The sequence below is a fragment of the Citrobacter sp. RHB36-C18 genome (assembly GCF_013814485.1).
GTDB lineage: Bacteria > Pseudomonadota > Gammaproteobacteria > Enterobacterales > Enterobacteriaceae > Citrobacter > Citrobacter braakii.
Window position 1 is genome coordinate 1,438,085 of record NZ_CP057125.1, and the last position, 26,493, is coordinate 1,464,577.

A 26,493-nucleotide genomic window follows, 5' to 3' on the forward strand; every position below is an offset into this window, starting at 1 on the left:
TATAAGAGGAAGCGAAAATGAAAGTGCAAAAAATAGTAATAAATGTTAGTAATGATGATACAAAATACTTTGTTCTGAAAAGTGGCGAAGACTATGACTACTATTTGCGATGTATGCATGAGTATATGGGGGAAAGATTCTATCATAATCTTGAAGATGATGGTTATATGGAAGGTGTTTTAAAATCAATAATAGAGAATGGTAAGAAAGATTTTAATGAGTTCTTGAAAAAACATAAATATAAAGCATCGCTTAAAAACGTATATTTTGATGAAGTGCTTGTCAACCTGAGGCAGATACATCATATGATGAGTCACTATATTTTACATACATAATCGCTGGCGTCATCTATTCGGCCCCGCAAGGGGCTAATACCAAACGAAATGAATAAAATAAGCATTTAATTATGAGGATATAAACATGACTAAAGAAAATACTATTGAAAATAGATCAACCGAACTTTTTTATGATCTTGCTTGTAGATCGTTTTCCGCAAGCTGGAATATGTTTATGGAAGTCAATGGCGATGGAGATGCCAATGACTATCTGGATGATCCGGATTTTATGAGTCCATTTGTTATTTATGTCATTGACCATATTCAGAATAACTTTGAGAGATTTACCACGCAAGAAGGAAACAGCGGTGATATTAATCAGGTCAACTTTGAACAAGTAGCAGCGCTGCTGGTAGGGTATTCAGAAAACTTTAGAAAGTAAGAACTAATCTTGCCCCGGAAGGGGCTAACTATAAACAATAGGGAAAACAGATGAAGAATGATATGTCAGTAATCGTAAGTATGTTATGTGAAAAAACACCTAAAGTGATGAACCTTATCCAAGAGAGCTTGGATATATTTATCGCATTAAGAGGTAGCTCTGTCGAAGAAATAATGAATGATAAGACCTTTTTAGATGATTTAAATCGTTATGTAAATGAAACACTGTATGATGCGATGGATCTGGAATATGGTTCTGTAATCATCAAAATAGTATCTAATAAATAGTATTAATATCTTCTCGATATTTATCTAATATTTATCTAATATTTAACTTAAGAAAAGGAATCAGTATGAAAGAGATTGTTTTAAATGAAAGCAATAAAATGGCAATAAATCTTATCACAAATGTATTACAGGGATATTGCGAAACGATCTATAGCATCTCTGAAAAACAGCCTGAAACAGCCATGAATATTTTAACAGGGGAAATGTTATCAGAGATACTTTATGATGTTTTGATTGCTTGTGAAGTTGAAGACTCTGTTAAAAGTGGAAGAGGCAAAGATGTATCTGAGATCAATATGGATGAGTTGAAAGATACTATCTTATACTGGCATAAAGAACATATCATTGAGCTTGTACTGAAAAACATCAAACCGGATGATGTGGATGAACGTATTTTCTGGAAGTTAAAAATGACTGTGAATCAGTATTGAAACATGGCAATATTCCCTCGTGCAGAGGGAAATAATCCTGTAATCAAACGGAGATAACCTATGATTGATGAATTTCATGTTATGTATATGTATAAAAAAATACAAGCTGAAGCTGCGACAACAGATATGAAAACACTGGAACAGCTTTTGAAGAAGTTCCGTCAAGTCGTTGCGGAACGCCGGGAAGAATACTATCAGGAGATTGGTGAGAAAAAGGCTCAGAAATTGAGAGCCAAGAGATTACAACAGTTGCTTGAGAAAATGGGGCGTGATCGTATATCACCAGATGAATTATAAATGCCGATACCATATTGGTGTGGCGGCCAATATGGATAGAGCATCATGCATTTAGATAGACATTTTTCTTCTGTTTTTATTTGATGATTCAAAATCTGATTAGATAGAAGAAAGCTGTTTAAGACTCAGCTCAACAGAACGCTGAAACTCAAGAGCTGCTTCAGTGCGTTGTTTTACTACCAGTGCAACAATCTCAGCGTCTGTTTTTTCTGAAATAGCTTTCTGGCAGATTATGCGCTCATGCATGACATCAATATTACCGGATGATTTAGCGGCTGTTCTTGCCGCGGAGCTGCTTATAGGATTAAGTTCGTCAATAAAGCTATCCATGAGCGATTGTCTCTTTTTATCCAGTCTACGCAGTTCACTATGAGCAGATCTATATTTATCTACTTCAGATCCAAAAGGAGTAGCATCACGAACTTTACGATAGCCTTCCAGATATTCATCCATCGAGGGTTGTTGTTTTAGTTTTTCTACAGTCTCAAAATATGCTAATAAATCGCTATTGTCTAATTGAACTTTTCTCATGTATCGCCTCGTTATAATAATTATTATTAATATATTTTATTGAATATATGGAAAGTGTCAAATTAATTGGCTTATTTATTGATGAGTCGTAATGTTATTTTATAAAATAATAAAAGATATCAATATCATATATTTACTAGTTGTTAATTTAAAATATAATAAATATATTAACAAAATATATAGGTGATAATATGAAAGAGAGTACGTGGGAAGAAATATCAGAAATAAATGAAAGGTTTTATAAAGCAAAAGCTGACGCAAACAATAAAATATTTAATTCTGATACAGGAATAGATAATGAAGCCTTAAGAAGGGTTCAACAAGCAGTTTTGAAACAGGGGAATAGAGGTCTTGCAGAAGAGTTGCATAAAGCAATGCTTGAGAATAGCGCTGTAATGAGAGTTAAACATGCGGAGCGAGTTTCAAGTTCATTGAACGAATGGTTTAATGCAAGTGCTTTTAGCAATAAAATAAAAGCAGAAGGTGATGTAAAAGAAAGAGACGTAGTGGCATCTAAATCCGAAGCATTCAAAGACGCACCTTATTTTTCTGTCGGTATGTATCAGCATAATATAGATGAACCAGATGTAAAGGATGCTTATATAAAAAGGGTAGAGCAATTAACCAAAGATATGGAGTATCAGGTTAGTTTTGCGGTTAGTAGAGAAAGCCATATGAACAATACCATTGAGGCCGCTAAACAGCTTTTAGGTGTTGAAGTTTTCAATAAGCTATATGCTGGGGAGTCTTTAGACATAGCACCAACACCAGAACCTGTAGCGATAGTGAAAGAACAGGCAGAAGTCGATAACCTAGATGATATAATAAGCGTTAACGAACAATTTTACCAAGTTAAAAGACAGGCTGATGAAAAAATATTCAATATTGATACTGGCATTGATAATACTGCATTGAAAAGAGTGCAGGAAGAAATACTCAAGCAAGGCAACAGAAATCTTTCAGAAGAACTTCATACAGCTATGTTTGATAACCGAGCTGTAATGAGAGTTAAACATGCTGAGAGAGTATCCAGTTCTTTGGGGGTGTGGTTTAACAAAGAAGGATTTAATGAAAAAATAAAAAATGAAGGTGATGTTAAGGAAAGGGATGTAGTCGTTTCCAGATCGGAAGCATTTAAAGATGCACCTCATTTTTCTGTTGGAATGCTTCCTACTGATATAAATGATCCAGTAGCAAAAGATACTTATATAAATAGAGTTCAGACGCTAACTAAAGAAATGGCATCTCAAGTTGATTTTGCTGTTAAAAGAGAAAATCATATGAGCAGGACATTAGATGCAGCAATAGAGTTTTTGGGCATTGAAGTGTTTAATAAACTTTATACTCAGACGCATGAAAAGGTTATAAGTTTTAAAGATAAATTAAAAAATGTAAAACAGTCTTTATCTGAACCTGTTTCTCAGGATATGAGAAGTAAAAATAGAATAAAATTTAATTGGTAATGATAATAAAAGATAAATAAATTATCTAGACTGTAAATTATTTCCAATGATCTACTGAGTGCTTGCCTCTAATACGAATGTTTGCAAGGGCTAAAGAAGGCTCAGCATGAGCCTTTTATGATAATGATTTAGCTTTAAAATATTCCATTAATATCACCAGATGAACCTTTAGCTCTTTAAAGAATTTGATGGATTCTCTAAACATCATGAGGGGAAGAAATTCAATATCTTCAGACTCACGAATAAAATCATCATCTATGTATTTTTCAACTATATCTCTGTTTTCGAATTCTAAAATAGCGGTGTGATTTCTTGCTGCCTCTAAAGCTATCTCCCTTGTGGGGTTATCAACATATTTTAAGGCAGTGCCACAGTTTTTTACCGCCATTAACTGTAAATCATACGAAGGGTTAGGTATTAGCCTAAGAGCCATTCCATTGTTCTTCACTGCAATTCTATAAAAACCGTTTAAGTCTTCTTCTTTAATAAAAGGGATAACATGTTTAAGATTGTATCCATTGTTTTGAATCGCGATATTACACAACTCATGTGTAGGGTTATTTAAATACTGTATATTTACCCCGGAGTTTTTCAATACTTTTTTACATAGAGAGTATGATGGTTCTTTTTTAAATGCCAAAACATTATCTGCATATAGTATGCTGCCACCATCTCTTTCTAAGTCTATATCACTATTTAGTTTGTCTAAGTAGGGTTTATACTCATCTTCAATATCTATGCATGAAACCTTTTTAATAGAGTTTTTTACATAATGTGAAGATATAGGCTCATAATAATATTTCTCCCCATCCATCTGGAAGAATATTATAACACCACCCAAATAATTTTTCTCACGCACTATTATTTTACTTTTCATAAACCCTCTTATTTTTTAAATGTTAATAACTATTGCATGCTTCTTCCTTATCGACTTATTCGGAATAATCATCCAACATCTTGTTTGCTGATACTGAGTTGTAACATCAGGAGTAGAGAAAGATGATTTATCATCTTCATTATTTATTTTTTTAAACGTTGCTAATAAATATAGTATCTTCGCAAACTGAGATAAATACGCTTTTATGCCTTCACTAACTGTTCTCAGTAATTTTTGAACTTATGGGATTTAACGTCCTGTACTAGCCCTATAGAAATAGATTCGCATTTATCATTGTATGTTTTCCTTCTTGAACCAGAATATTTTTATTTATAAGTTTCTGCCAGCATTTACTTACGTTAGATCTACTCATGGCAAGCTCTTCTGCAAGAGCTGATTGTGATACGCTGGCGATCAAATTTCCATTCTGCATGAGCTTACATAAACGGATCATTATTGTATATTCTGCACCTGACATGTTCTTCCCGAGCGTTTCCAGATTATCTAAAAAAGCGTGAACATAGACTATTCTCTGTTGTATATCAGAGCTATGTTCTTTGTTTACACTTGCTGTTGCTTTATCTTTTCGGTTTCTATTGTGGAATCCGTATATCTCTAGCTTTTGCTTATCAGTAAAATTATTTCTGCATATGTAATCTTCCACTCCTTCACTGCTTAATGCCATTATTTTGGTGTAATCAATGTTCATGTGTTTTTCCTTTTATTATTATTGTTTGTATTTATATAATGCAGAACATATCATTGTCAAAAATAAATGTGAAAAAATGAAATAAAATATACTTTTGTGAGATTACGCTCACTGATTTAGGTAGTTTTCAAATATAACAGAGTTTTCGAAGAAAGATGTTTGGTTTCAGTACAGAAAAATTTCACCGTAAAAATATTTAATATAATGATTTTAACTTGGAGTGCGCCAGCCAACTCGTTCCGTTTTATCTTCTGTCATATCTTTACTTTGAATGATAGACAGCTAGTGATTGTTTTATACAATCACTAAGCGCTGCTTGGTTATAGGGATATGTTATTTTTTTCTTTTAATACATAGCGGCTATCGCCGCAATTATTTATGGATAAATCCATCATTAACAGGGATGAACCCTGTTTCAGCAATGTGATTGTCTTGAACAATCACGAAGTGCTGCTTATGCGCATATTTTTCATTCAGTGAAGAGTAAATACCCCGTTTTATAGAGTTAACACTTTACACGGCTATGGGATCTTTTTTAAAGCAGGATGAGGAAACGATCTAAATACGATCCTTTTTTACTTTCCTAGCCAGTATGGAAACTACCTAATGAAAGTAAAAATATATTAATGCCAGCGTCAGGGCGTAGCCGTGCTTAGCACATGAGCGTTAGCTCATAGATGGTGGTGATTTTCAAAAAAAGGATTTTAATGTAATAAAAAGGAAAGCTCTGCAATAAAAAATGCAACCCGAAAATGATTAACCATTTTAAGGTTGAAACCCCATGTGGCGATCATAAAAATCGCCCGGTTTCTGTTTATCCTCTTAAGTATTATCTCTTACTTCTTGCAAAATTAAATTGAGACAAAATCGGCTTGTAGCCCTTGCTGAAAAAGGGATTGAACAAAAAAACGGGACTGACTGTACGGTCAGTGTTCCTGACTCTGTGGTCAGTATTCCTGACTGTACAGTGAGCTTTCCTGACTCTGTAGTCAGTTTCTATGTCATTTTATTGGTTAAAAATGACAGTGCTTTAAATTATAGTCACTGGAATACTTGCGATTTCTAAAATATTTTCGCAAAAAAATATGCAAAAAACTTGATATCTATTTTGTGCATGGTATTTAATTATAAATAAAACAATAAGAGGTAATGTCGTGATGAATGAAATAGAAGTTGATTTAGATTTAGGCTTAAATCCTTTTTGCTTTGAGACAGAGATAAAGATTGAAACAAGAAAGAAGAACCTGACTGTTTCAAGAGGAACAGAACTTATTGAAAGGAAGGATACCAGCAAATCTTATTTTGCCAATATAGTACATACACAAGAGGTCGATAAAGAAGAGTTCATTAAGCTCTACACTTCCCAGATAAAAGCATATTTTGATTTAACGAAAACAGCGTACAAGGTGTTTTTCATATTTCTCCGTATCTATCAGGATGCGATAGGTAAAGATCACTTTTACCTGAGCTGTAAAAAAGCAATGTCGCTTGCAGAAAAGATAGATCACTTCGTCTTGTCTGAATCTATCTTTTACAGAGGTATAAAAGAACTTATTGAGAAACGTATTATTGCTAAAACGAATGAAAAAAACTGGTATTTTATAAATCCTGCTATTGTGTTCAATGGTGATCGTGCTCGCTTTGTTTCAGAGATTAGAAAAAAGAAAGAAACAATGGAAGAACAAAGCGAAAATGATTTTGGTAGGCGCGATACAAATAGCAATGCTGAAGTGAAAAGCAGGTCGATTCAGTCAGTGATAGAAGATGTTAATGACCAAGAGGATATTGATCTGTTAATCGCAAGATTACAGGCTAAAAAATCCCAAGCGAAAATGATGGATAAAAGTGCGGATGGAGCTATTGCTACCAAGGGGGAAATGCTTCTATATCCAGAAGAAACGTTAGAGTGGGACAATATTCATGGAGAAAACTTTTTAACAAAAATGACGTTCAGTGACCGAGTTCGTTAACCTATAAACCTTGCGCACATGCGGAATCTGAACAATGTCTATGTGGCAATGCTTGGTAACGGTGAGTCCGAACATGAGCAGAAGGGCGATCTCTATGAGATATTAGCTCAGGCCAATGATAGACTTAAGATCTCTGTTGTGATGTGTAGAGTTATATGATTATATATGTAAATCAGCCTATTAGGCTTAACATCCTCGTATCAAAGTTCGGCAGAGACTACTTCTAGCAGTAATTTTCAGAAAATTATTTTATATCAAGTGGTTATGGTTGGTTAAAAGTTTTCATCTTCTTAAGGTGCTGATATGGACGCAAATGATTTAAAAGAAGCTTTAATCAGAATCTTCAAAACAAGAAATTCTGGCCCATTCCTATTTGTTGGTTCTGGTTTCTCTCGGCGGTATTTAGGAATCAAAGATTGGAAAGGGCTTTTGGATAATTATTGTGTTTCAGGAAAACCATTTGAGTATTATCTCGCAGCAGGGGATTCAACTTATCCTACAGCAGCTAGACTCATTGCTGAAGACTTTAATACTACATGGTGGAGTGACGCAAAATATGCTGGGAGTCGTGAAAGATATAGTAAGAAGGTTACCGATAATACATCCGCGTTACGTTTTGAAATCTGTGATTATCTCGCTACTTCATTAGAAGTCCCGATCAAGGATAGCGAGCATCAGGACGAAATTGAAATACTTTCAAGGCTCAATGTTGATGGAATAATAACAACCAACTGGGACTGTTTTCTTGAGCAGCTTTTCCCAGACTATAAAGTTTATACTGGTCAGAATGAGTTATTGTTTTCCAATCCGCAATCAATAGCAGAAATATATAAAATACACGGTAGTGCACATAAGCCTAAAAGTCTTATCTTAACTGATCATGACTATAATGAATTTAATAACAAAAATCCTTACCTAGCAGCAAAGCTGATAACGATATTTGTGGAGCACCCTGTTGTTTTTATAGGCTATTCACTTTCTGATAAAAACATTACTGATTTACTTGGTGCGATTTCAATATGTATTGGAAAGGATAATATTTCACAGTTACGCAATAACTTAATATTCATTGATAGAGAGGAAGGACTCACCGACTATTCAATATCTGAAACTTTTACAACGATCGAAAGAACACAGATACCAATAACATTAGTTAGAACTGATGATTTAAATCCTGTTTATGAAGCTATTGAGACAAATAAAAGAAAAATCCCAGCCCGTATTCTTCGATATTGCAAAGAGCAGTTATATGAGGTAGTTAAGTCGAACTCAACAGAATCAAAAATTTATGTAGTTGACATCGATGAGGTTGAAAAACATGATGATGTAGAGTTTGTTGTCGGCGTTGGTGTTGCTGAGGCTCGAAAAAAAGAAGAAGAGATTGGCAAGCTAGGTTATACACAAATAAACAATATAAATCTTTTTCACGACCTTTTACATGAGGATAATTCATATGATGCAAATAGCATTTTACAGAATGTTATTCCTAATGCGGGTCGATTCTCTCCGAATATAATCGTTTTTAAATACCTTAAAGAAATAGGCATTGTTGATGAAGCACAATATAGAGCATCTAAATATAATTTGGACAAATGGGTTTTAAGAAATGATACAAGTTATCAATGTAAAGGATATTTTAGGACGTTTGTAAGAAAATTTAAGGATAAAGATACTAGATATATTATCGAGCATACCACACCAGAAGTAGCAGCAATCCATCTGCCTTTTCTGATGAATAAGTTAGATCTGAAATTAGTTAAAGAGTTTTTAATTAATAATGAAGAGAAACTGAATCCTGATAAATCAACTTATGCTAGTTATTTTAAAAAGTTAGCTTGCTTATATGATAAGCTATTACATGGTTGGTAATTTCTATAAAAATACCGAAGGAAGTCATGTTTGTTCGACTTCCTTTGGTATGTTATTTTTATTTGTTAATTTATAAGATGCTTTCTACTATGTAAATTAATCAATCCAGCAACCCACGCGAGACCTTACTCGCTGTCTGACTGAAATTATATCGTTCAACAACATTCCCCTTGAACCAGATCTCAAGGGAGTTCATGTGAGCCGTGTTGCTGTTTTTAAGCAGGGCCAGACCGGGGATCTAGTTCGAGATCTGACTCTCGCCTGACATGCTGGAGTAGGACCACATTTCCTGACCATCATTAGTAGCTCGTGTCTGCGGTTCCCCGAATGCGTTAATAACATCTTGCTGAGTAGTTTTCCCTTTTACGATTTTGGCTTTTACCGTTTGTTGGGATTCGTCTTTCAAAGATTTGTTGCCGTAGGTTGTGCAAGCGGTAAGAGGCAGGATCACCAGAGCTGCGATAAACAGTTTTTTCATGTTAACTCCATATAAACAGTAAACGTAAAGATAGGCGTGAAAAAGCCGGGTAGCATTGCACTGCTGCTACCCATTGAAATAGATCGTATTTATTAGTGGCGAAGAAAGCCGCTTATCAAAAGCCTGTGAGTTTTTATCTAATCAGCTAACGGCATCCTTCATGGTTATTTTCCCTGATGTTGCATTAATCAAAGCTATCTAAAGGCCATAAATCGACATTAACCGCCTATCTCATGGTCCAACGCTCTATCCACTTGAATCAGCTCGTAAACTGTCTGGTGGTCCTCTGGTTTACTCTACTCATTAACGATTCCTCTAGCAAGATAATGATCGATATTACAGATCGATAATAAGCTATTGATAGATAATAGCGATTGAAAATGATTTATCGATCGGTGTTTTAATTGGTATATTCGATCGAATATAAAAATATGATAGTTATTTCCAATCGTTAATTTTATTTTGATCGTTACAAACGATATGACGACCCACAAAAATAATTGAATCCTATCAATTGGTTAATCAGGTGGTTTTGTTACGTTATGCCAGTAAGAACAAGCCTTAACGACTACAGATGCGCTGCAGAATACCTCTTTATAAAAGCAATTTTGATTATCAGGATGGATAGGAAGATGAAGAAGATTTTACTCGTTACTTGCACAGCCCTTGCTTTGACGGGATGCGGTGAAAAAGGCGATTTTGAGAAAGCAATCAACGCGAAACTATCACAATCAAAGCTGTGTTACTCCCTGCAGGACAACAACATTGTCTTCAACAAAGGTTTTCCGGTTAAGGTTAACCGTGGCTACCGTTCTCCCGGATACAGTGCCAGTGATGAAATCCTGAATGGACTTGCTGAGCAGGGGCTTCTCACTGTTTCACAACAGTCTAACGGCTTTAGTAACGTTGATGTTCTGGAAGTAACAGATAAAGGCCAAGAGGTTGAGTTTTGGGACCGTGAGAACGGTGCCTGTGTCGGTCATCGAGAAGTTTCTGAGATAAAGGAATGGACCGAACCGGGAAACGGTAATCAGAAAGTTGTTCGCGTGTCTTATACATGGAAGTTAACGGATGTTCCCTCATGGGTGGACAAAAAAGCGTTCTCCAGCGTCAAGGGTATGAATGAACCTGAAGAGAGCATGATTAATCTTATTAAAACCAGCAATGGCTGGAAAGCGATCTAAGGGGGCTATCATGGAAAACAATACAATCCAGTGTCCGTTTTGCCTGAAAGAGAGCCAGCGCGGTGTGCATGTCTGCACCGGCTGCATGGCGACTGTTCTGTATAGAGCCTATCCGCAGTGGTATGCTCTTGTTGTTATTTTCCTGTCCTTTGGACTGTCAATTCTGATAGGTATGTCTACAGGCATGGCTGGTGCTACTATCAGTTTGCCGATTATTGGCATTGTCGGGTTTGTCGCTGGGAAGGTGATTTTCTCTGATAATTTTGTGTTTAGGCGAAAGCTCTAAACTATGCAATAGCTATTTTATAAATTACTCCCAGAAATATTCTCTGGGAGTATATTTGAATTAATAAGATTACAAATAAGGATAGCGAGATGATTGTTCTAAAAACTCTTTAAAAAATTCAAATTCATTGTCTTGGTGGATTGGTGTTGGGTCTGTATTAGCCATTTTGCGTATATATATACTTCCATCATACTTTATCGGTTCTTTACCGCGAATTATTTTTAGTATCAATACATCCTTGTCATAATATTTACACAAAAGAATGTTACGCAATATTAATCTTCTCGTTGCATCATTTATTGGTTCTTTTTCAATTGACTGCTTTATTTTTTGTTGCAGCTTGTCAATGTTTGTTGAATATTTATTTGCTTCATCATTGATTCCTGTTATATAAAAATCACCGCATTTTTTGGCTGTTGCATTATATTTTGTTGAGTGTTTTTTTGCATCATCAACGCTATCGGCAACACCTACAACAATATAATTTTCACCGGCGTGAGAGTTTGCCATTGCTGTCAATGTTTTGATGATCTTTGAAAGTAAATGTGTATTGAAAACATTGGATTCATTCAGGGGATAAAAACCGATTTTGAAATCATAGCAAACATTTTCGGTCCGAGATTGGCTCAAAATATTTTCAAGATTTTCAACCCACGATTGTGATAGAGGGTCGTTTCCTTCTCTTGCTATGAATTGTGGAGAAAGCACACCAGAGACTGCTCTTATCATTCGGGCTCTCTCAGCCGATGACCATTTCTTGTTATTGCTTAACCCTGACATACAATCACTGGCTAAACCTTTCATCAAATTTGCTAATGATTTATAGTTCTGTATCTTTTTATTTTGCTTGAAAAGTCTATCATAAAAAGAAAGAAAAACGACTTGGAAAGAATCGGACACCCCAACTGGTTTGTTTTTGTATAAATGTTTTGAATAGATACAAGGAAATTCGTTTATGACCTTCTTAATTTCATCATATACAAAAGTAAATTGTTTGTATAGCGTTTCTATGCCATGCTTGGCTATGGCATCATTAGCTTTTATGTTTGTGGGTGCATTTTGAAGATACGCATCATTTAGAAAATTCGCTGCTGTTTGGCTTTTATTCCCTAGCAGGATGCATAGTAAAATATGTGCGACCAACTCTTCATCTCGTGATGCCAGCACGTTCCCTGTCGTCACAATATGGTGTTTATTCCAAAATGTATCATTAATTTTAATGCCGTAATCAGCTTCGCTTTTTGTTAAACTGATAGTTCTCATTTTTCCAAGCTCAACTATATCAGAATGTGAGACATCACCTCTTATATAAATTGAGCATCTCCTAACTAATTGTGAAAAATCGCAAGTCTTACCAGCCTGCCGTACTTCTTGTGTAGATAATCTTACTCCTCCTGTGTTTATTCTTCTAAATGTTTCATCAACATGTTCATTTGATGTATATGAAGAGGTCGATATTGGTAATAAATAATTAAGTAGAGATTTACATGAGTCGAATTCAAGCTTAGGTTCGTTCTGAACTAATTCATTACTGATTAACAGTTGGTTGGTTTCTGCGACAACCGATAGATCAAAAAACTTACCATCAACACTAAACTTTCCGTCAATGAAAGAAGTAATAGCTTCTAGTCTCTGCATGCCATCGAGTATTTCGAAACATGAACCTTTTTCTTTATGTTGGAATACTACACCCAAAAATAATGGAACTGGATATTGTTTGATTAAAGAATCTATGAATCTTTGCTTCTCAGATAGTGACCAAACTAATTTGCGTTGATATCTTCGATTGACAATATACTTCCCTTTTCGATATTCAGAATACACACTCTGTATCGGTTCTCCGCGAATGTTAAGATGATTCTGCATTATTACCACTCCGTTATTTTTTTTGAGTGGTTATTTTATAGGATAATTCCTAATTTTTCAATGGGTAAGTAATAAATTATTGACTGTTTGAATCTATATTTCACTAAGCTATTTGTGTATTAAATAATATAAAGTTATGAGAAGTGGGGTATGATCATCTAATTTATATTATACCCTTATTTTTCGAGGGATAGGTAAACCACAAAAATCTGTGGAATAAGGATGGCGAGTTATTAAAAATTTTGCAAAATTATTTCCTGCCACTATGTCTCAATGGGGTCAACTTAGGTACTGATGGCTTACTACCAATCGAAAATGATGGTATATAGTCAAGATCATTTTCTGCATGTTTAGCCTCGGGTTGGCGACTTGGAAAACGTCTGACCTCATCTTTGGTTGGCTTGTAGTCATCCTTGTTAAATCTGGCACGTCTTTCATGCTCAGAGCGAGGGACATAGATACCCTGAACCTCATCAAACACATAGTTTTCAGCTATACGCTTATCGTGTTCAGCATCAACGGAAACAGGCGCTGGTTTCTTCTTGGCCCAGACGAATTTCTCTCTTATATAATCTACTACCAACAGCGTGAAACGCTTAAACACACCGCTCTGACGAGGTTCAACTTTCTTCCTCTTAACTTTAACAGGAGCGCGTTTAAGTGCTCTTGCTGTTGAAGAGGATGGGGTTTTCAGTGTAGTGCGTGTATGAGGCGCAGGAGCAACCAGAACAGGTTTCTGCGAGCCTGTAGATGAAGCTCTGCCTGTGTTATCCGGGATAACAACCTCTTCCGGTTCAGCCAGTGCATGAACCCTAAAGCTGGCAACATCAACAACGATGTCCAATGGAAGATCTTTAAAGGTAAAGTATGCTTCGCCTGCTTCTTTTTTCAGCTTATCACGTATGGCTTGCTCTGCAGCACGTTGTTCCTGAGCTGCAACAGTTCCCCAACGGTCACGAGGAATATGAAGTATTGGATCGCGGTTCGTTTCAATAGCTTTAGCCAGCCAGATTGCTTTCTCTTCATTGGTAGCGGCAGCGATAGCCTGTTCTAGGGCTTCCTCATACTGAACCCTGATAGAACGGTGATCGATGCGTTCATCATGACCATACAGGTCAAGGAACCCATTACAGATGTCCTGCCAGCCTTTACGCCAGCTATCAAGGGTTTCAGGCTTATCCCACTCACGGACCTTTTTACCAAAGCCGGTAGAAAGAATCTCACGGGTTGTTCCCATGATATGGATATGTGGGTTATGACCATTAATATCGTGAATAACAACATCGGCAATGATGCCTTGCTTGGTAAAGTGCTCAAGAACAAAAGCTGCAGTGAGTTCAATGTTCTGCTCTGGTGTTAGCTCAGCGGGGAGGGCAATCTTAAACTCTTTGGCAAGGCGGGCATCTTTTCTCTTCTCTGAGGCTTCAACAGCATTCCAGAGTGTTTCACTGTCAACAATCAGAGCAGGAGGGGTATGTTCAGGTGCAAAAATCTGCGCAAAGGCAAGGTCCTTTTTATGTGCTGTTTTGCGACCACAAACTTCACCCGTTCTGTTATCGAAGAAAACTTTACGGTGACGATATGCAGCAGAGTTAACCGAAGACTGACCTTCGCCTCTGCTGATGTTCTCCATTTTAAAACTGTATATCGCCATCCAAGTATTCCTCAATGCCAAATGCTGCTTTTCGTTTTACGTAAGGAAAACGCCGGGGTTGACGTTGACCTTGATTTTGTTTCCGAAGGAAACGGTTTTAGCCTGCGGCAGGCAACCGTCGGTAGACCCCACGGCATTAGAGCGAAGCGATAATGCGTAAGTGGGCATTGCTTTATTTTTTATCGCCATAAATGGCTCAAAAATAACGGCAATGTATAAGGTTTGCCTTTATTAATTAATACTAAATATATGAATGACTGTAAAACAAACCGCCGAATTAAGCGGCGCAATCTGGATGAAAGGGCGAAGTATTCCACGATATTACATAAATGGGGTTTTGATAGCGTCCGAAGGACAAAAAGAGTGTTAATTTATCCCGCCGTAAGGCGGGAAAAACTAAAGCATAAATAAAACAGTTAAATTTAGAGATGACTTCTCCGTTATATAATTAACAGGTGAGGTTTAAAAACTAGGGTGGAAAACCGAAAGGTGAAATGAAAATCACATATAAACAAAAATAAGTAACGCGGAGAGTATCAGATATTTTAAGTTAGTAGTTGCTATCACTTGTGTTGCATAATTACAAAGTGCGCGATTTAGGTTCTTGTTGACTGGAAATCGTGAGGATATGGCCTAAACTCAGTCTGCATCATTTCTTAAAGCAGTTTGATGCATTAGGAATGATGATCAGTTTATTAATTACATACAGCAATTATAATGAGGATAAAATGTCCGAACATCAAGTATTATGCATCAATAAAAGCAATCGCCAGAGTGCTCATGAAAGGATAACTCATATAGGTGGTAAGAATGCTGATGGCACCAGATGGAAGCTCACACAGCAAGAGGCTATAAGCGGAATAGAATCTGGGAAATGGAGATTTTATGTTAATGCAGGAGGACATTCAGTGTGGGTGATTGTTGCTGTTAGCGCTTCTGGTAACAAATATTTAAAAACACAAAATGATGGCGAACAGCCTAATAACCTTTTGAGTCTTCCTGAGTGCACATAAGTGTCAAAGAAAGGGCCTATTGGCCCTTTCTTACTATTCACTGCGCTTACCATGATTACTTCTGAATGTAGTTAGTTATAGAGTTAATTTTAAATTCCATTAAAAGACTTGAAGATATATAATAAAATAATTTTTGTATACTATTGATTAATTTATTAATTATGCTAATTGGTGTTAAGGAAATAAAGACAAGGAGGTTTTATGTATAAAAATAACGATGAAGCCATCGATCTTGAAGCAAAACGATTACTTGATAATGGAATCTATACCGATCTGGAAAAAGCGTATAGTGAAGCAGAAAAGATAATCACTGAGATAAGAGTTGAATTTAGAAAGAAACAGGAAAAGAAACAATTCCGTTCCCGGATTAAATCAATCAAACGAGCGCTTTCAGATGATGAGTTTAGAACTAATATTCCTTATAACCATATAAATCAATGGAGTAAATAATGAGTGATGATGAAATAAAAAATACCTATCTAACTGGCAATTTTTTTCAGAGTGATAGAAGCAGGTCGGAAATTAAGAAAACACTTGAGCAGAAAATTGCTGGAGCACAAAATAAATTAAATTACCTTAAAGCAAAAGAAAAAAGAGACAGTAAAAAAGAAAACACACGACAAAAAATAATTCTTGGTGCAGAGGTTGCCAAGGTTTTAAACTGTGATATAAGTGAGGTAGATAAGCAATTACTCTTTGGTTTGTTGTTAGAAGTTTCATCGTTACATACACACGATATCGAACGGTATAAAGTTAATGGACAAATCTACATTGAAAGAGTTCTCAAGAAATTCAGACCATAAAATCATTTCACGTCCGAACAGCTCTTCGGCTTAAAACTTGTTTTAGGCTGGGGAGCTGTTGAGCAAGCCCCAGAGGGCGCGGTAGCCAATTTTTACCACCATCCTTGGCAGCAAATTAAAACTCTTAATCAAATGGCAAAATCTTCCAGAACCTTACCGCTTTCCAGTGCAGCTGCAATCACTTTTGGTGTTCGACCCTGACCTGTCCATGTTTTCTCATCGCCATTTTCGTCGATGTATTTGTACTTTGCAGGACGAGGAGCACGAACAGCAGCAGGACGTGATGATTTAACATTACCCAGCAGCTCAGACGGGTCAATGCCATCTTCAAGCAGTTGCGCACGCAGGGCTTCGATTTTGCCCTGACGTTCAGCATTTTGTTGCTTTGTGATTGTTTCCTCTTGGCGTCTGTCTTCGACAATAGAAATTAATTTCTCCAGCATCTCTTCAAGTGTAGCCAGCTCTGTTTCTCGTGCCTGAGCGCGAAGAGTACGGATGTTATTAAGTGTTTTAATAGCGTCTGTCATTGTCTTTTATCCTGAATGTATAAAATCATTGTAATGATACCACAAACCGGATAGAGAGAGATAAAATCGGCTCATTTGAATTTTTGTTATTAATCTTTTCATTGATTATATATTCATCGGTCTTGACCTCCTGTTTATTTTTGATAATTAATTAATACGTGAAATAAAAAAGGACGATGAAAATGAAAAAACAAAATAAGAAAGGGTTCTCCCTGTTAGAACTCGTATTGGTGCTGGGTGTGGGTAGCATGATGGCATTTATGCGTTTTCAGGATATGAAAAATGAACAGGAAACGATTATAGCTAATGCTGTTGGTCAGCAAATTAAACAGGTCGGGGAGGCGGTTAATGGTTATATTAATATCCGATATGATAAACTTTCCACTCTGACTTCAAGCAGCAGTCAGTCAAGCGATCCGGGTCCCCGTGTCTGTAATGCTTCAGGCTGCGAAATTACATACCAGACACTGGTTAATGAAGGGTTATTACCTGCGTCATACACCGGGATTAATGCACAAAAATCTTCATATAAAATTATATTAAAACGTTCAGGAATATCACCTAACTATGTAGTTAATGGTCTTATTACAACGACTTTGCCTTGGATGGAAGGGGATAAGTATCGTTACGATTTATTGGGGCGAGCGATGCAAGCGGCAGGTATTGATAGTGGTATGACGCAATCAGCAACGTTAGCATCAGGTTTACAGGGTGCATGGAAAGAGGCATCTACAGATTACAGTAATATCACAAGTGCTGGATTGATGGCCTATCGCGTAGGATACGACTCTTCTATGTATTCTGTTTATCTTCGTCGTGATGGCACATTGCCGATGACGGGAGATCTTAATATGGGAGGTAAAAGCATCAAGAATGTCCAAGATATAACTGCTGCAGGAACAGCGACTGCTAATGTTCTAAATTCCACAGGAGATACAGTTGTCGGTGCACATATCCGTGTTGGCGGTAGTGCTCAGGTCAATGGTTCAATAAATGCTAATAACAGTGTTTCAGCCCAAAATATCCAATCAAGAGGTGAGACATATACGCAGAACTGGTTCAGAACATTAAATGACGGAGGTATATATTTTCAGAAATATGGTGGAGGATGGTATATGAAAGATGCGAATACCATCACTGCGTATAATGGTAAAAATGTTCAAACAACCGGAGGGATTTTGAGTGGATATGTGAAGGTAAGTGGAAATATAGAGGCTACCGGAAATATTCATTCAGATAAAACTATCGACGCAAACTATTTTTTACCTAACTCGACTGAGGTTGTAGGAACAGCCTGTCCTACCCAAGGATTAATCAGTAAGGAATCCACAGGGGCTATTATTTCCTGTCAGGATGGGATTTGGCGAAGAATAAATTATGCAGCAGATGCTCCAAAACCGCTAAAAATAATTTTATCTTGTCATGCAGGAAACAACTCCAGCAATAGTTGTAGGAAAGACGTTTATACTGATTTGACTTTCTGGCGAGATGGTATTACACGACCTGAAATAAAATTGGTTAGTGAAAGGATAACCCGTTGGTGGGGAGATGGATGTGGGAGCTGCTACCCCGGAAGTTTCACATATTCAAATGGAGTGATCCAGATGTCAGTAAATCAGGCATTCGTTGAACGTGAGTTCACTTTATCATGGTAATATATAAGTTAAGCTATAGTGTTATTATTATTCAACTCGATATTTCACAAGGAAACGGAGTATATAAAAGGATTTAAAAATAAGTGTATAATTAAACAATTAAATTTGACATATCAGAAGGTAAATTGTAATGTCTAATCACTATCAAAGAAGAATAACTCCATATTCAATCTTGTAAATCTTTGATGGTTTTAATAAAGTCAACGAAGCTCGCTTCCAAAAAAAGACTAGATCACTCTGGTCTTTTTTTGTTTTATCAGGTAGCCCGCTTGTCGGATAAGAGCATATAAAGAATATGCAAGTCTTGTTTTATATTTTATGTGGTTTATCTCTTTTATATCTATCCAAATAACTAAGGAGATATAAAGGAAATGAAAAAAGCAGCATTAATTAAATACAAAAAAAGCAAGAAAGGATTCTCGCTCTTAGAACTTTTGTTGGTTCTTGGGATTATATCTGCATTAGTGGTTGCAGCATTTATCGTTTACCCTAAAGTACAAGCTTCACAGCGTGCGCAGGCAGAAAGTAATAATATAGCCACTATTCAGGCAGGTGTTAAGTCGTTATATACTTCAGCATCAAGTTTTACTGGTCTTTCAAACACTGTGGCAGTTCAGGCTAAGATTTTCCCTGATAATATGTTGAGTGGCTCTGAGTCAGCAGTGAAGCCAATTAATGCATTTAAAGGTGATGTTATATTGGGAGCTGCAGCAACTGGTCCATCAAAAGCACCCGGTTCTTCTTTTAATATTACTTATTCTAATGTTCCTGCAGCGGAATGTACCAAAATAGTAACTGCAGCAGCAGGAAATTTCTATGAGGTTGGCGTAGGAGTTGCGGCGAATGTGAAAGCAGCAGGTGATGTGCTGGATGTGGCTAAAACTGCTACGCAGTGTTCAGCCGGTGGTAATAGTAATACTCTTATATTCACAGCTATTTAAAAAAACACAAATATCCTTTCGCATTTATATCAGTTCCCCCTCACTAATGAATGAACAGTGAGGGGGAAAGGATTAATGAATGCTACTCTTAATTAAATTAGCAATGCTATCATCAGCAAACTGCGTTTTAAACTCCACATTGACCGTTTTACTTATTTGATTGAACAGTGCCTGAGCATGTTCAATCTTACGCTTCTCTTCAAGCCGCAGGCTATCTTTTCCGTCTACGTTTTTTGTTTCAATGATAAAGTTTAGATAATCACCTTTGGTGGTTTTAACAACGTAAGCAAAGTCAGGAGAATATGTATAACCACCCGCAACCGGGATCTTAATGGAATTCTTCGGTATCTTTGTGAAAACAGATACAGACTGGATCTCTCCATCTGTTATGTTGAGCCGTTCAAGCTCTGAGTCATAAAATACTTCTTCAAAAAGATAAGAATCCAATGGTGATTTTGTATTATCCTGCAATACACCAAGATCACTTGATAATACCTCATTTAAAGGATTACCATCTGCATTAGTCAACTTTGTAGGATGAATAGAGCTTGATATCACATTGTAGCCAAGACTGAACTTGTTAAACGAATTGTTCAACAAATACTTGCTAAAGCCAGATTTAATCTTTCTGATAGTTTGAATGTTCAGGTAGTCAGTGATATTGATAGTGTCTTTTATATCACAAAAAACCTTATGCAAGGTATCGTGTTTAGCAAACATAGTTTGTGATAAGTTATCAAGAAATTCTCGATAACTCATTGTGTTGAGTTTAGCAAAGTTATCATCATCACTAATTATGCTTTTCGACATTGCCGTATCATTATGGATATAAATTCTATCAATGCGAGTATGAACGCCTGATTTAGTAAATCTATCTTTTTCTTCGAGCATGAACGACTTGAATATGGATAAGAATTCACTCTCGCTATTAATTTTATATTCAATCACAGCTTTTTGATTGATCAAATCCCACAGTTCTTTCAGTTCACTGAACTTGCCAGCACGCATTTTAGTACGTTTTTTACCATCAGTGGATTTTTTGATTTTGTTTGGTTTAACTCCGGTAGGGAATGCTGCTGGATATTTATCTTTTAAGCGAGTATAGGCACCAGAGTCTTTAAAGTTTTCATTCTCATCGATGATTTCAGCATCAAAAATTTCATTCATTAGTGTTCTGGATGAAAGTTCAGGATACTGAGATAAGATTTTATCCTTAAGCTCTTGAGTAAACTTACTTGGTATAGTTTCTTTGAAAGAGCTATCGTTAACCTCTTTGACAAGAGAATCAACAAAATCTTTTTCCGTAAAATCAACATAGTAGTTGAGTGTGAAATTGCGATCTTTCACTCGGCACATGTATTCATTCACGGGAAGACGTAAACCACGCCCTACCTCTTGAAGTTTAGATGTGGTGCTACCGCTCGAACGGAGCTTACAAATCTGAAAGACATTTGGGTTATCCCACCCCTCACGCAACGTCCACTTAGAGAAAATGAAACGGCGAGGATTTTCTAAAGATAAAAGAAGCTCTTTGTCATGAAGGATTTCGTTGATTTCCTGCTCAATTTTATCATCTTTATCACTGTTATCTTTCGAAAAATAACCACCATGAACAGAAGATACATCCTGAATAGTTTTTTCAAGGTAGTTTCGATAAAACTCATCCTTCTCTGTTTTTATAAGTTCATTCGCTTCTGACAGAACGTATTCTTCGAACTTAGTTTTCAGGCTTCCGGCAATATCATTACCATCACGGTAGCCTTCAATATCATCAATGAAGAAAAGAGTAAGAGGCTTTATACGTGGTCTTTGTGTCAGATACTCTTTTTCTAACTTAAAGTGTTCTTTGACAGCTTTAAGCATCATGTTATCAGCGAGCGTCTGATCGTAAGAGTAGGGGTTTATTGAACTACCAATTTTTAGTTCAATACCATTACTCAACACTGCAGTGCTTTTATTTAACGCATCGAGTGTTAAATCATGAATTGCGCTATGTGTTTTCGATAGCGATTCATCTTTTGCTAATTTGAACGTTTTTTTGTTACCATTTTCGGTAAGCTCAAAAATAGCTTCTTTACCGTCAGATTTTACGAACTTGAGGTTGGCGCTACCATCACCAACAATATCTTCAATGTAAGCATCAATGCCTTTAACAAGATCTTCATTAAATGCATCTACGGCTGTCAGGCGATAAACTAAATTTTTATAGCCTTCACTAAAGGTTGCGCCGTAACGAATAATATATTGAGCATTGAATTTCTCAATATTCTCCCATGTTTTTTTGGCTGTAGGGAACTTATGAGGTTCATCAATAATAATAAATGGTTTAACCGCACTTAGAGCAGCAAATGGTGTATCAAACTGATTATCAAGCAAACCAACATCATAAGTGTCAGTTAAAGACTTGGAGTTAATCATTCCTGAGTTGATTACAAGAACGTGTATATATTTTTTGTTGAAATTGCTGGCTTCAACAAAATCATGAATAGCTTGAGGCATATACGATTTTGTATTTTTACCAGAGTTTTTCTGACTCTCAACTACATAAGTCTTTAGTTCACGCTCGTAATCATCTCGGAAGTGTTCTTTTAAAGCATCACTTTTTAAAAAGTTAACTGTTCCAGCTTTAATTGAAAGTGTAGGAACAATAATAATAAATTTATTAATGCCAAAAGATTTGTTCAGATCAAAAATTGTTTTTGTGTAGGTATAGGTTTTACCTGTCCCCGTTTCCATTGAAACATCAATAACATTGCTTTTGGCATCGTAATTATCTTTTGAATGCTCAATGCCATTGAACTCCTGAATATTTTTAATGTTGTTGTAGTATTGTTGTTCAGATAGATTCAGTTCTGGATTAGCTAACAGGCGGATAGCAACATGATCCGTCTGATGAGGCATGGCGGAAACAAAAACATTCATGACCGCATCAACGCCAGCTTTTTGATGGGGTAAGTTTTTTTCGAATGTAAACCCTTTGGACATGATTAGTTCCTTACCACCAAATCTAAATCAATAGATTTTTTATTAGCATAACTTTTCAGTGCTTCATTGAGTTCCATCTGTTTTGCGCTTTCAAAGTTACTGCCATAAAATACAACTTTGTTAGGAGCAAAGTCTTTGTCTGAATCCAGCTTTTGAAGTAAAGCTTTCAGTGCTTCGCTGGTGAAATTAGGCGCAATCAGATACAGACGACCATCGCATAAATGTGCTTTATAACCACTAAGATCAACATCTTCAATTGGTGTTGTAAGCAAACTGCCATCATACAGGCACCATGTAGTCAATAGGGTGTCATACTGTTCAGGTGTCAACACAGCATCATCAAAGAATGTATGGTTAGAAAGCGTTAGCTCAGATTCATCTTTCATCCGAAAATCATCAACTGTTTCAAATGATTTGAACCCTAAATTACCCTTGTAATCAATATGCTCTAAGCCTATTTTTTCACAAGCTCTTTTCAGTCGTTCTTTTGTAATATCAAAAATCGTTTCAAAACCTGATTTAAATGCAATGCTATCTTTAGAGCATTTTTCTGGGATCTGAACTGTTATGAATTTTCTTTCAGAGTTTTCCTGAGCATTCAGCTCCATAACGGCATGGGCAGTCGTGCCGGAACCAGCAAAAAAATCAAGAATAATGTCGTCTTCTCCAGTCCCTAAAATAATACATTGCTTCATTAATTCTAACGGCTTAGGAAATTGAAGAGCACCACTCATTTGTAGTTTACCTGATTCGATAGTGCCTTGCTCATTTATAAATTTAGTATCAAGCCAAATAGATTTTGCTTTGGTAGTGCTTTTTCTTGATTTTTCATAAATATTCCAGCCACCATCACGTTTCTTTTTTGCCCATACTATACGCGGTTCACTATTAATACCTTCTTTTTGAAGTTTATCTTTTCCCCACCTCCAGCAGCTCTCTCCTCCTTCACTGTTCATTGGATAGACAGGAGTTGTACATTCTGCTGTTTTCGTTAAGGATACTCGTGAAAGACCTTCCTCGTTTATATGATTTTCATCGACATATATTGGATAGAAAAGATTTGGTCGATTATGCCTTCCAAATTTAGGATTACGATTTCGCAGCTCCCAAAGATCATAAGGCCCATAAGAATCTTCAAAGGGAAGCGTCCCGCCCACCTTCTCCAACTCTCCGAGATTTGATTTATTTGATTTATAGTAAACTAAAATATACTCATGGCATTTAGCTATTTCCTTGTAAGTTTGGCCACGCTTATTTGATTGTACTATTATTTGAGATAGAAAGTTTTCTTCTCCGAATATTTCATCACATAAAAGTTTTAATTGCGCGATTTCATTATCATCTATTGAAATAAAGATAACGCCATCTTCGCGGAGAAGTTCACGAGCAATATAAAGACGGGGGTAAATGAATGTTAGCCATGCACTATGACTACTTGAACCTTTGACGGTAAAATTGAGGATTCGTGTAGCCTCATCAAGATCGATTCCTGCCAATTCAGAAAGCTGTTCTGCCGTGAAATTACGCTCATCATTATATACAAATCCATCTGAACCAGTATTATATGGAGGATCAATATAAATCATTTTAATCTTTTCAGAATAAGCATTCGCCATATGCTTTAATACTTCGAGGTTATCCCCTTTGATCAACAGATTCTGACTGTTCTTGTTCTCTTCACGTTGGTTATGGTCTTTATCTTCGGTGAGCAACGTCTTCGGTGGTAGGTTAGCCAACAGCCGGGCATAGGACTTACCCAGCCAGTTTAAGCTGTATGATTCTTTAGAGAGTTCAACATCCGACGACTTGACGATCTCAAGCAACTTTTCTTGAATGAATGCCCCATTCTTATCAAAACACTGTGGGAAGTTAGCCTTCAAAACAGCAAGCTGCTTACTGTTAGCAGTTTCTACTTCTGAAAAAATCGTTTCTTTTTGCATGTCCATTTTAAACCTGATTATTTAGTGTTCGATTTGATGGTGTTTTTGATTGAAGCTTCATTTAGTCCTATGCGTAGTAGTTCTGCCGCCGCACCATCTATGCTTTTGAAGACTCTTGCTTCATAAGGCTGTCTGGAGCTGCATAGGACTAATGGCTTACCTTCCCACTCTGAACCATCAAAAATCACGGTATACTCGCCTTTAGAGCCTTCTATTGTTGCTCTGTCAAGTAGACCTGATTTGACTCTTTCCTTAGCCATAGAGCTAAGGATGAAAATTCCACCATCAAGACCTGATATCATGGTTATTTCCTCGGTATTTAATATTGCTACAATATCAAATATTGCTGAAAATTCATAATAGAATGGTGTAGTAGCCATCACAGGGCGATGGCTATTCAAACATCGTTAAAACAAAGGATTACATGATGTTATATGATGGGTTATCAGGCAGTTAGCTTTGATTCCTGTGGGCAAACTCAAACGGCCTGATCATACTGCTGCTATTGGCATCAAGGAAATCAGCCCACCACTGGAGCATCAGGCGGCGTTCATCCAGATGTTCAGCCTTATGGATGTATGCGGCTCGAACAGAGCTACGTTCTTGGTGACTCATCTGTCGTTCAACGGCATCTCTTGACCATAATCCTGATTCAATCAGAGCGCTACAGGCCATTGTGCGGAATCCGTGGCAACAAACGTCTTTTTGAGTGTTATAGCCCATAGCACGTAATGCCTTATTAATCGTGTTTTCACTGATAGGCTTGTCAGCATAGCTAAAACCTGCGAATACAAATTTATGAGCGCCACTGATAGCTTTAATCTCTTTCAGAACGGCGAGACTCTGCTTACTCAGCGGTACCAGATGGGGAGTCTTCATCTTTGAGCCGCGATGAGAGAACTTGACGTTTTTAAGAGGTTCTCGTTCTGCAGGAATCGTCCATAGCGCATTTTTGAAATCAAACTCTGACCAACGCGCAAATCGTAACTCGCTGGAACGGATAAAGGTCAGCAAACACAATCGAACAGCCAATTGGGTAAGTCCCTTACCTTTGTATGCCTCTATCCTTTCCATCAATTCAGCAATACGTTCAAGGGGAAGGGCTGGACGATGAACACTTTTGGCTGTTGCTATTGCTCCCGCCAGATCATAAGCAGGGTTATGCTCAATAAGGGCATTATGTACGGCATAGCGCATAATGGCGGTGATACGCTGTTGAAGCCGTGAGGCCAGTTCCAGATGCCCGTTCAGTTCAGCTTTTTTTACAGGAACCAGTAAATCACGAGTTTTCAGGTCAGTAACATTTCTCTGACCAATTATCGGAAAAACATGCGTGGTTAGGCTGTTGAGTATCAGTGTGCGGTGGCCTTCTGACCATGTTTTATTGCTGGAATGCCAGCTTCTTGCTACCGTTTCAAAAGTTAAAGCGCCACTCTCTTCAATTTTTTCCGCTTTTTTCTTTTCGCTGGGATCAATGCCATTAGCAATCAGTTTTCTGGCACTGTCACGTCTCTCCCTTGCTTCAGCTAGGGAGACGGCAGGGTAGACGCCAAGTGCCAGCATCTTTTGTTTACCAGTGAAGCGGTATTGAAAGCGCCAATACTTTGAACCATTAGGGTGCACAAGTAGATGCATACCAAACCCGTCAGTGAGCTTGATTGGCTTACTGGAAGGTTTTGCTGATTTAACTTTTACATCAGTTAGCGCCATTGATTGCACCTCCCAGTGTTGGTACAAAACATATCGAACTTACGATACCAACAGATATACCAACAAAGCAAGGTTGATGTAGGCGGACGTTAACGGTTTTTGATGAACAATAGGTTATGGTTAACTTGTTGTTTTTTAGGTGTTTGGTGGTTATCTCAGGACGTTGTCGAACAAGTCTCTGGTGTCCCCTGCAGGAATCGAACCTGCAACTAGCCCTTAGGAGGGGCTCGTTATATCCATTTAACTAAGGGGACGAAGCGGCACGAGTATAGCGTTTTTTACTCACAACGGTAAGCCTCA

The 26,493-nt window shown here is 37.0% G+C and carries 24 protein-coding genes, 1 tRNA gene and 2 pseudogenes; 15 read left to right on the forward strand and 12 right to left on the reverse strand.

Features of this window, described 5'->3' with window-relative positions; translation table 11 throughout:
- Positions 1 to 17 precede the first annotated feature (17 nt).
- The 5 genes from HVZ52_RS06760 to HVZ52_RS06780 all read left to right on the forward strand — a co-directional run bounded on the left by HVZ52_RS06760 (position 18) and on the right by HVZ52_RS06780 (position 1,732).
- On the forward strand, positions 18 to 335 hold the full coding sequence (locus HVZ52_RS06760; RefSeq protein WP_117071645.1) for a hypothetical protein: 318 nt from the start codon (positions 18 to 20) through the stop codon (positions 333 to 335).
- Positions 336 to 420: 85 nt separating this feature from the next.
- Complete coding sequence (locus HVZ52_RS06765) at positions 421 to 717, forward strand: hypothetical protein (protein WP_069484051.1); 297 nt, start codon at positions 421 to 423, stop codon at positions 715 to 717.
- A gap of 50 nt (positions 718 to 767) precedes the next feature.
- A complete protein-coding gene (locus tag HVZ52_RS06770; protein WP_117071644.1) occupies positions 768 to 1,004 on the forward strand; it encodes a hypothetical protein in 237 nt (78 codons plus the stop codon).
- Between the two features lie 65 nt (positions 1,005 to 1,069).
- The gene (locus tag HVZ52_RS06775; RefSeq protein ID WP_103180571.1) at positions 1,070 to 1,435 is read left to right on the forward strand and encodes a hypothetical protein; all 366 of its coding nucleotides are present in this window, start codon (positions 1,070 to 1,072) and stop codon (positions 1,433 to 1,435) included.
- A gap of 60 nt (positions 1,436 to 1,495) precedes the next feature.
- Positions 1,496 to 1,732, forward strand: a complete 237-nt coding sequence (locus HVZ52_RS06780; RefSeq protein ID WP_047361952.1) for a DNA-binding protein — start codon at positions 1,496 to 1,498, stop codon at positions 1,730 to 1,732.
- Positions 1,733 to 1,831: 99 nt separating this feature from the next.
- Here HVZ52_RS06780 and HVZ52_RS06785 read toward each other — a convergent pair whose 3' ends face one another.
- Positions 1,832 to 2,263 carry a DUF4756 family protein gene (locus HVZ52_RS06785; RefSeq protein WP_181599030.1) on the reverse strand — a complete coding sequence of 144 codons (432 nt, stop codon included), beginning with the start codon at positions 2,261 to 2,263 and terminating at the stop codon, positions 1,832 to 1,834.
- 191 nt (positions 2,264 to 2,454) lie between these two features.
- Between HVZ52_RS06785 and HVZ52_RS06790 the strand changes: the two genes are divergently transcribed.
- Complete coding sequence (locus tag HVZ52_RS06790; RefSeq protein WP_181599031.1) at positions 2,455 to 3,726, forward strand: hypothetical protein; 1,272 nt, start codon at positions 2,455 to 2,457, stop codon at positions 3,724 to 3,726.
- A gap of 115 nt (positions 3,727 to 3,841) precedes the next feature.
- Here the strand turns inward: HVZ52_RS06790 and HVZ52_RS06795 are convergent, their stop codons facing one another.
- Together HVZ52_RS06795 and HVZ52_RS06800 are read right to left on the reverse strand one after the other, a co-directional pair.
- On the reverse strand, positions 3,842 to 4,603 hold the full coding sequence (locus tag HVZ52_RS06795) for a hypothetical protein (RefSeq protein ID WP_126502053.1): 762 nt from the start codon (positions 4,601 to 4,603) through the stop codon (positions 3,842 to 3,844).
- 55 nt (positions 4,604 to 4,658) lie between these two features.
- Positions 4,659 to 5,312 (reverse strand): annotated as a pseudogene (locus HVZ52_RS06800) (hypothetical protein).
- Positions 5,313 to 6,469: 1,157 nt separating this feature from the next.
- On the opposite strand from HVZ52_RS06800, the gene HVZ52_RS06805 reads away from it, so the two are divergent.
- Both HVZ52_RS06805 and HVZ52_RS06810 read left to right on the forward strand, forming a co-directional pair.
- Entirely contained in the window at positions 6,470 to 7,282 is an 813-nt protein-coding gene (locus HVZ52_RS06805) for a hypothetical protein (protein WP_085831779.1), read from the forward strand.
- Between the two features lie 303 nt (positions 7,283 to 7,585).
- Complete coding sequence (locus HVZ52_RS06810; protein WP_085831766.1) at positions 7,586 to 9,151, forward strand: SIR2 family protein; 1,566 nt, start codon at positions 7,586 to 7,588, stop codon at positions 9,149 to 9,151.
- A 100-nt stretch (positions 9,152 to 9,251) separates the two neighbouring features.
- Here the strand turns inward: HVZ52_RS06810 and HVZ52_RS23155 are convergent.
- Positions 9,252 to 9,629, reverse strand: a pseudogene (locus HVZ52_RS23155) (hypothetical protein).
- Positions 9,630 to 10,261: 632 nt separating this feature from the next.
- Here HVZ52_RS23155 and HVZ52_RS06820 point away from each other — a divergent pair.
- A complete protein-coding gene (locus tag HVZ52_RS06820; RefSeq protein WP_181599033.1) occupies positions 10,262 to 10,813 on the forward strand; it encodes a membrane lipoprotein lipid attachment site-containing protein in 552 nt (183 codons plus the stop codon).
- A 10-nt stretch (positions 10,814 to 10,823) separates the two neighbouring features.
- A complete protein-coding gene (locus HVZ52_RS06825; RefSeq protein ID WP_181599034.1) occupies positions 10,824 to 11,099 on the forward strand; it encodes a hypothetical protein in 276 nt (91 codons plus the stop codon).
- Positions 11,100 to 11,168: 69 nt separating this feature from the next.
- Here HVZ52_RS06825 and HVZ52_RS06830 read toward each other — a convergent pair whose 3' ends face one another.
- Both HVZ52_RS06830 and mobQ read right to left on the reverse strand, forming a co-directional pair.
- Positions 11,169 to 12,965 (reverse strand): DUF262 domain-containing protein, encoded by a 1,797-nt coding sequence (locus tag HVZ52_RS06830; RefSeq protein ID WP_181599035.1) that lies wholly within the window; start codon positions 12,963 to 12,965, stop codon positions 11,169 to 11,171.
- 250 nt (positions 12,966 to 13,215) lie between these two features.
- Entirely contained in the window at positions 13,216 to 14,619 is a 1,404-nt protein-coding gene (gene mobQ / locus HVZ52_RS06835) for a MobQ family relaxase (RefSeq protein WP_181599036.1), read from the reverse strand.
- Between the two features lie 728 nt (positions 14,620 to 15,347).
- On the opposite strand from mobQ, the gene HVZ52_RS06840 reads away from it, so the two are divergent.
- The 3 genes from HVZ52_RS06840 to HVZ52_RS06850 all read left to right on the forward strand — a co-directional run bounded on the left by HVZ52_RS06840 (position 15,348) and on the right by HVZ52_RS06850 (position 16,435).
- Positions 15,348 to 15,632, forward strand: a complete 285-nt coding sequence (locus tag HVZ52_RS06840) for a DUF3892 domain-containing protein (protein ID WP_181599037.1) — start codon at positions 15,348 to 15,350, stop codon at positions 15,630 to 15,632.
- Positions 15,633 to 15,833: 201 nt separating this feature from the next.
- Positions 15,834 to 16,082, forward strand: a complete 249-nt coding sequence (locus tag HVZ52_RS06845) for a hypothetical protein (RefSeq protein ID WP_181599038.1) — start codon at positions 15,834 to 15,836, stop codon at positions 16,080 to 16,082.
- Positions 16,082 to 16,435 (forward strand): conjugal transfer protein TraD, encoded by a 354-nt coding sequence (locus HVZ52_RS06850; RefSeq protein WP_181599039.1) that lies wholly within the window; start codon positions 16,082 to 16,084, stop codon positions 16,433 to 16,435. Before HVZ52_RS06845 ends, HVZ52_RS06850 begins: the two co-directional genes overlap by 1 nt.
- 128 nt (positions 16,436 to 16,563) lie before the next feature.
- On the opposite strand, the gene HVZ52_RS06855 is transcribed toward HVZ52_RS06850, so the two are convergent.
- The gene (locus HVZ52_RS06855) at positions 16,564 to 16,962 is read right to left on the reverse strand and encodes an H-NS family nucleoid-associated regulatory protein (RefSeq protein WP_181599040.1); all 399 of its coding nucleotides are present in this window, start codon (positions 16,960 to 16,962) and stop codon (positions 16,564 to 16,566) included.
- Positions 16,963 to 17,144: 182 nt separating this feature from the next.
- Here HVZ52_RS06855 and pilV point away from each other — a divergent pair, with 182 nt between their 5' ends.
- Together pilV and HVZ52_RS06865 are read left to right on the forward strand one after the other, a co-directional pair.
- Entirely contained in the window at positions 17,145 to 18,617 is a 1,473-nt protein-coding gene (gene pilV / locus HVZ52_RS06860; protein ID WP_181599041.1) for a shufflon system plasmid conjugative transfer pilus tip adhesin PilV, read from the forward strand.
- Between the two features lie 371 nt (positions 18,618 to 18,988).
- On the forward strand, positions 18,989 to 19,558 hold the full coding sequence (locus HVZ52_RS06865; RefSeq protein ID WP_101705197.1) for a type 4 pilus major pilin: 570 nt from the start codon (positions 18,989 to 18,991) through the stop codon (positions 19,556 to 19,558).
- A 72-nt stretch (positions 19,559 to 19,630) separates the two neighbouring features.
- Here the strand turns inward: HVZ52_RS06865 and HVZ52_RS06870 are convergent, their stop codons facing one another.
- The 5 genes from HVZ52_RS06870 to HVZ52_RS06890 all read right to left on the reverse strand — a co-directional run bounded on the left by HVZ52_RS06870 (position 19,631) and on the right by HVZ52_RS06890 (position 26,447).
- Entirely contained in the window at positions 19,631 to 22,543 is a 2,913-nt protein-coding gene (locus tag HVZ52_RS06870; RefSeq protein ID WP_181599042.1) for a type III restriction-modification system endonuclease, read from the reverse strand.
- 2 nt (positions 22,544 to 22,545) lie between these two features.
- The gene (locus HVZ52_RS06875) at positions 22,546 to 24,483 is read right to left on the reverse strand and encodes a site-specific DNA-methyltransferase (RefSeq protein ID WP_181599043.1); all 1,938 of its coding nucleotides are present in this window, start codon (positions 24,481 to 24,483) and stop codon (positions 22,546 to 22,548) included.
- A gap of 17 nt (positions 24,484 to 24,500) precedes the next feature.
- Positions 24,501 to 24,863, reverse strand: coding sequence for a hypothetical protein (locus HVZ52_RS06880; RefSeq protein WP_226865030.1), 363 nt, complete (start codon positions 24,861 to 24,863; stop codon positions 24,501 to 24,503).
- 73 nt (positions 24,864 to 24,936) lie between these two features.
- A complete protein-coding gene (locus HVZ52_RS06885) occupies positions 24,937 to 26,193 on the reverse strand; it encodes an integrase arm-type DNA-binding domain-containing protein (RefSeq protein ID WP_104696731.1) in 1,257 nt (418 codons plus the stop codon).
- 179 nt (positions 26,194 to 26,372) lie between these two features.
- Positions 26,373 to 26,447 (reverse strand) — tRNA-Arg (locus HVZ52_RS06890).
- Positions 26,448 to 26,493: the final 46 nt, after the last annotated feature.

Coding starts and splice junctions, on each gene's coding strand:
- HVZ52_RS06760 (WP_117071645.1), top strand. CDS start 18: ATGAAAGTGCAAAAAATAGTAATAAATGTTAGTAATGATGATACAAAA.
- HVZ52_RS06765 (WP_069484051.1), top strand. CDS start 421: ATGACTAAAGAAAATACTATTGAAAATAGATCAACCGAACTTTTTTAT.
- HVZ52_RS06770 (WP_117071644.1), top strand. CDS start 768: ATGAAGAATGATATGTCAGTAATCGTAAGTATGTTATGTGAAAAAACA.
- HVZ52_RS06775 (WP_103180571.1), top strand. CDS start 1,070: ATGAAAGAGATTGTTTTAAATGAAAGCAATAAAATGGCAATAAATCTT.
- HVZ52_RS06780 (WP_047361952.1), top strand. CDS start 1,496: ATGATTGATGAATTTCATGTTATGTATATGTATAAAAAAATACAAGCT.
- HVZ52_RS06785 (WP_181599030.1), bottom strand. CDS start 2,263: ATGAGAAAAGTTCAATTAGACAATAGCGATTTATTAGCATATTTTGAG.
- HVZ52_RS06790 (WP_181599031.1), top strand. CDS start 2,455: ATGAAAGAGAGTACGTGGGAAGAAATATCAGAAATAAATGAAAGGTTT.
- HVZ52_RS06795 (WP_126502053.1), bottom strand. CDS start 4,603: ATGAAAAGTAAAATAATAGTGCGTGAGAAAAATTATTTGGGTGGTGTT.
- HVZ52_RS06805 (WP_085831779.1), top strand. CDS start 6,470: ATGAATGAAATAGAAGTTGATTTAGATTTAGGCTTAAATCCTTTTTGC.
- HVZ52_RS06810 (WP_085831766.1), top strand. CDS start 7,586: ATGGACGCAAATGATTTAAAAGAAGCTTTAATCAGAATCTTCAAAACA.
- HVZ52_RS06820 (WP_181599033.1), top strand. CDS start 10,262: ATGAAGAAGATTTTACTCGTTACTTGCACAGCCCTTGCTTTGACGGGA.
- HVZ52_RS06825 (WP_181599034.1), top strand. CDS start 10,824: ATGGAAAACAATACAATCCAGTGTCCGTTTTGCCTGAAAGAGAGCCAG.
- HVZ52_RS06830 (WP_181599035.1), bottom strand. CDS start 12,965: ATGCAGAATCATCTTAACATTCGCGGAGAACCGATACAGAGTGTGTAT.
- mobQ (WP_181599036.1), bottom strand. CDS start 14,619: ATGGCGATATACAGTTTTAAAATGGAGAACATCAGCAGAGGCGAAGGT.
- HVZ52_RS06840 (WP_181599037.1), top strand. CDS start 15,348: ATGTCCGAACATCAAGTATTATGCATCAATAAAAGCAATCGCCAGAGT.
- HVZ52_RS06845 (WP_181599038.1), top strand. CDS start 15,834: ATGTATAAAAATAACGATGAAGCCATCGATCTTGAAGCAAAACGATTA.
- HVZ52_RS06850 (WP_181599039.1), top strand. CDS start 16,082: ATGAGTGATGATGAAATAAAAAATACCTATCTAACTGGCAATTTTTTT.
- HVZ52_RS06855 (WP_181599040.1), bottom strand. CDS start 16,962: ATGACAGACGCTATTAAAACACTTAATAACATCCGTACTCTTCGCGCT.
- pilV (WP_181599041.1), top strand. CDS start 17,145: ATGAAAAAACAAAATAAGAAAGGGTTCTCCCTGTTAGAACTCGTATTG.
- HVZ52_RS06865 (WP_101705197.1), top strand. CDS start 18,989: ATGAAAAAAGCAGCATTAATTAAATACAAAAAAAGCAAGAAAGGATTC.
- HVZ52_RS06870 (WP_181599042.1), bottom strand. CDS start 22,543: ATGTCCAAAGGGTTTACATTCGAAAAAAACTTACCCCATCAAAAAGCT.
- HVZ52_RS06875 (WP_181599043.1), bottom strand. CDS start 24,483: ATGCAAAAAGAAACGATTTTTTCAGAAGTAGAAACTGCTAACAGTAAG.
- HVZ52_RS06880 (WP_226865030.1), bottom strand. CDS start 24,863: ATGGCTACTACACCATTCTATTATGAATTTTCAGCAATATTTGATATT.
- HVZ52_RS06885 (WP_104696731.1), bottom strand. CDS start 26,193: ATGGCGCTAACTGATGTAAAAGTTAAATCAGCAAAACCTTCCAGTAAG.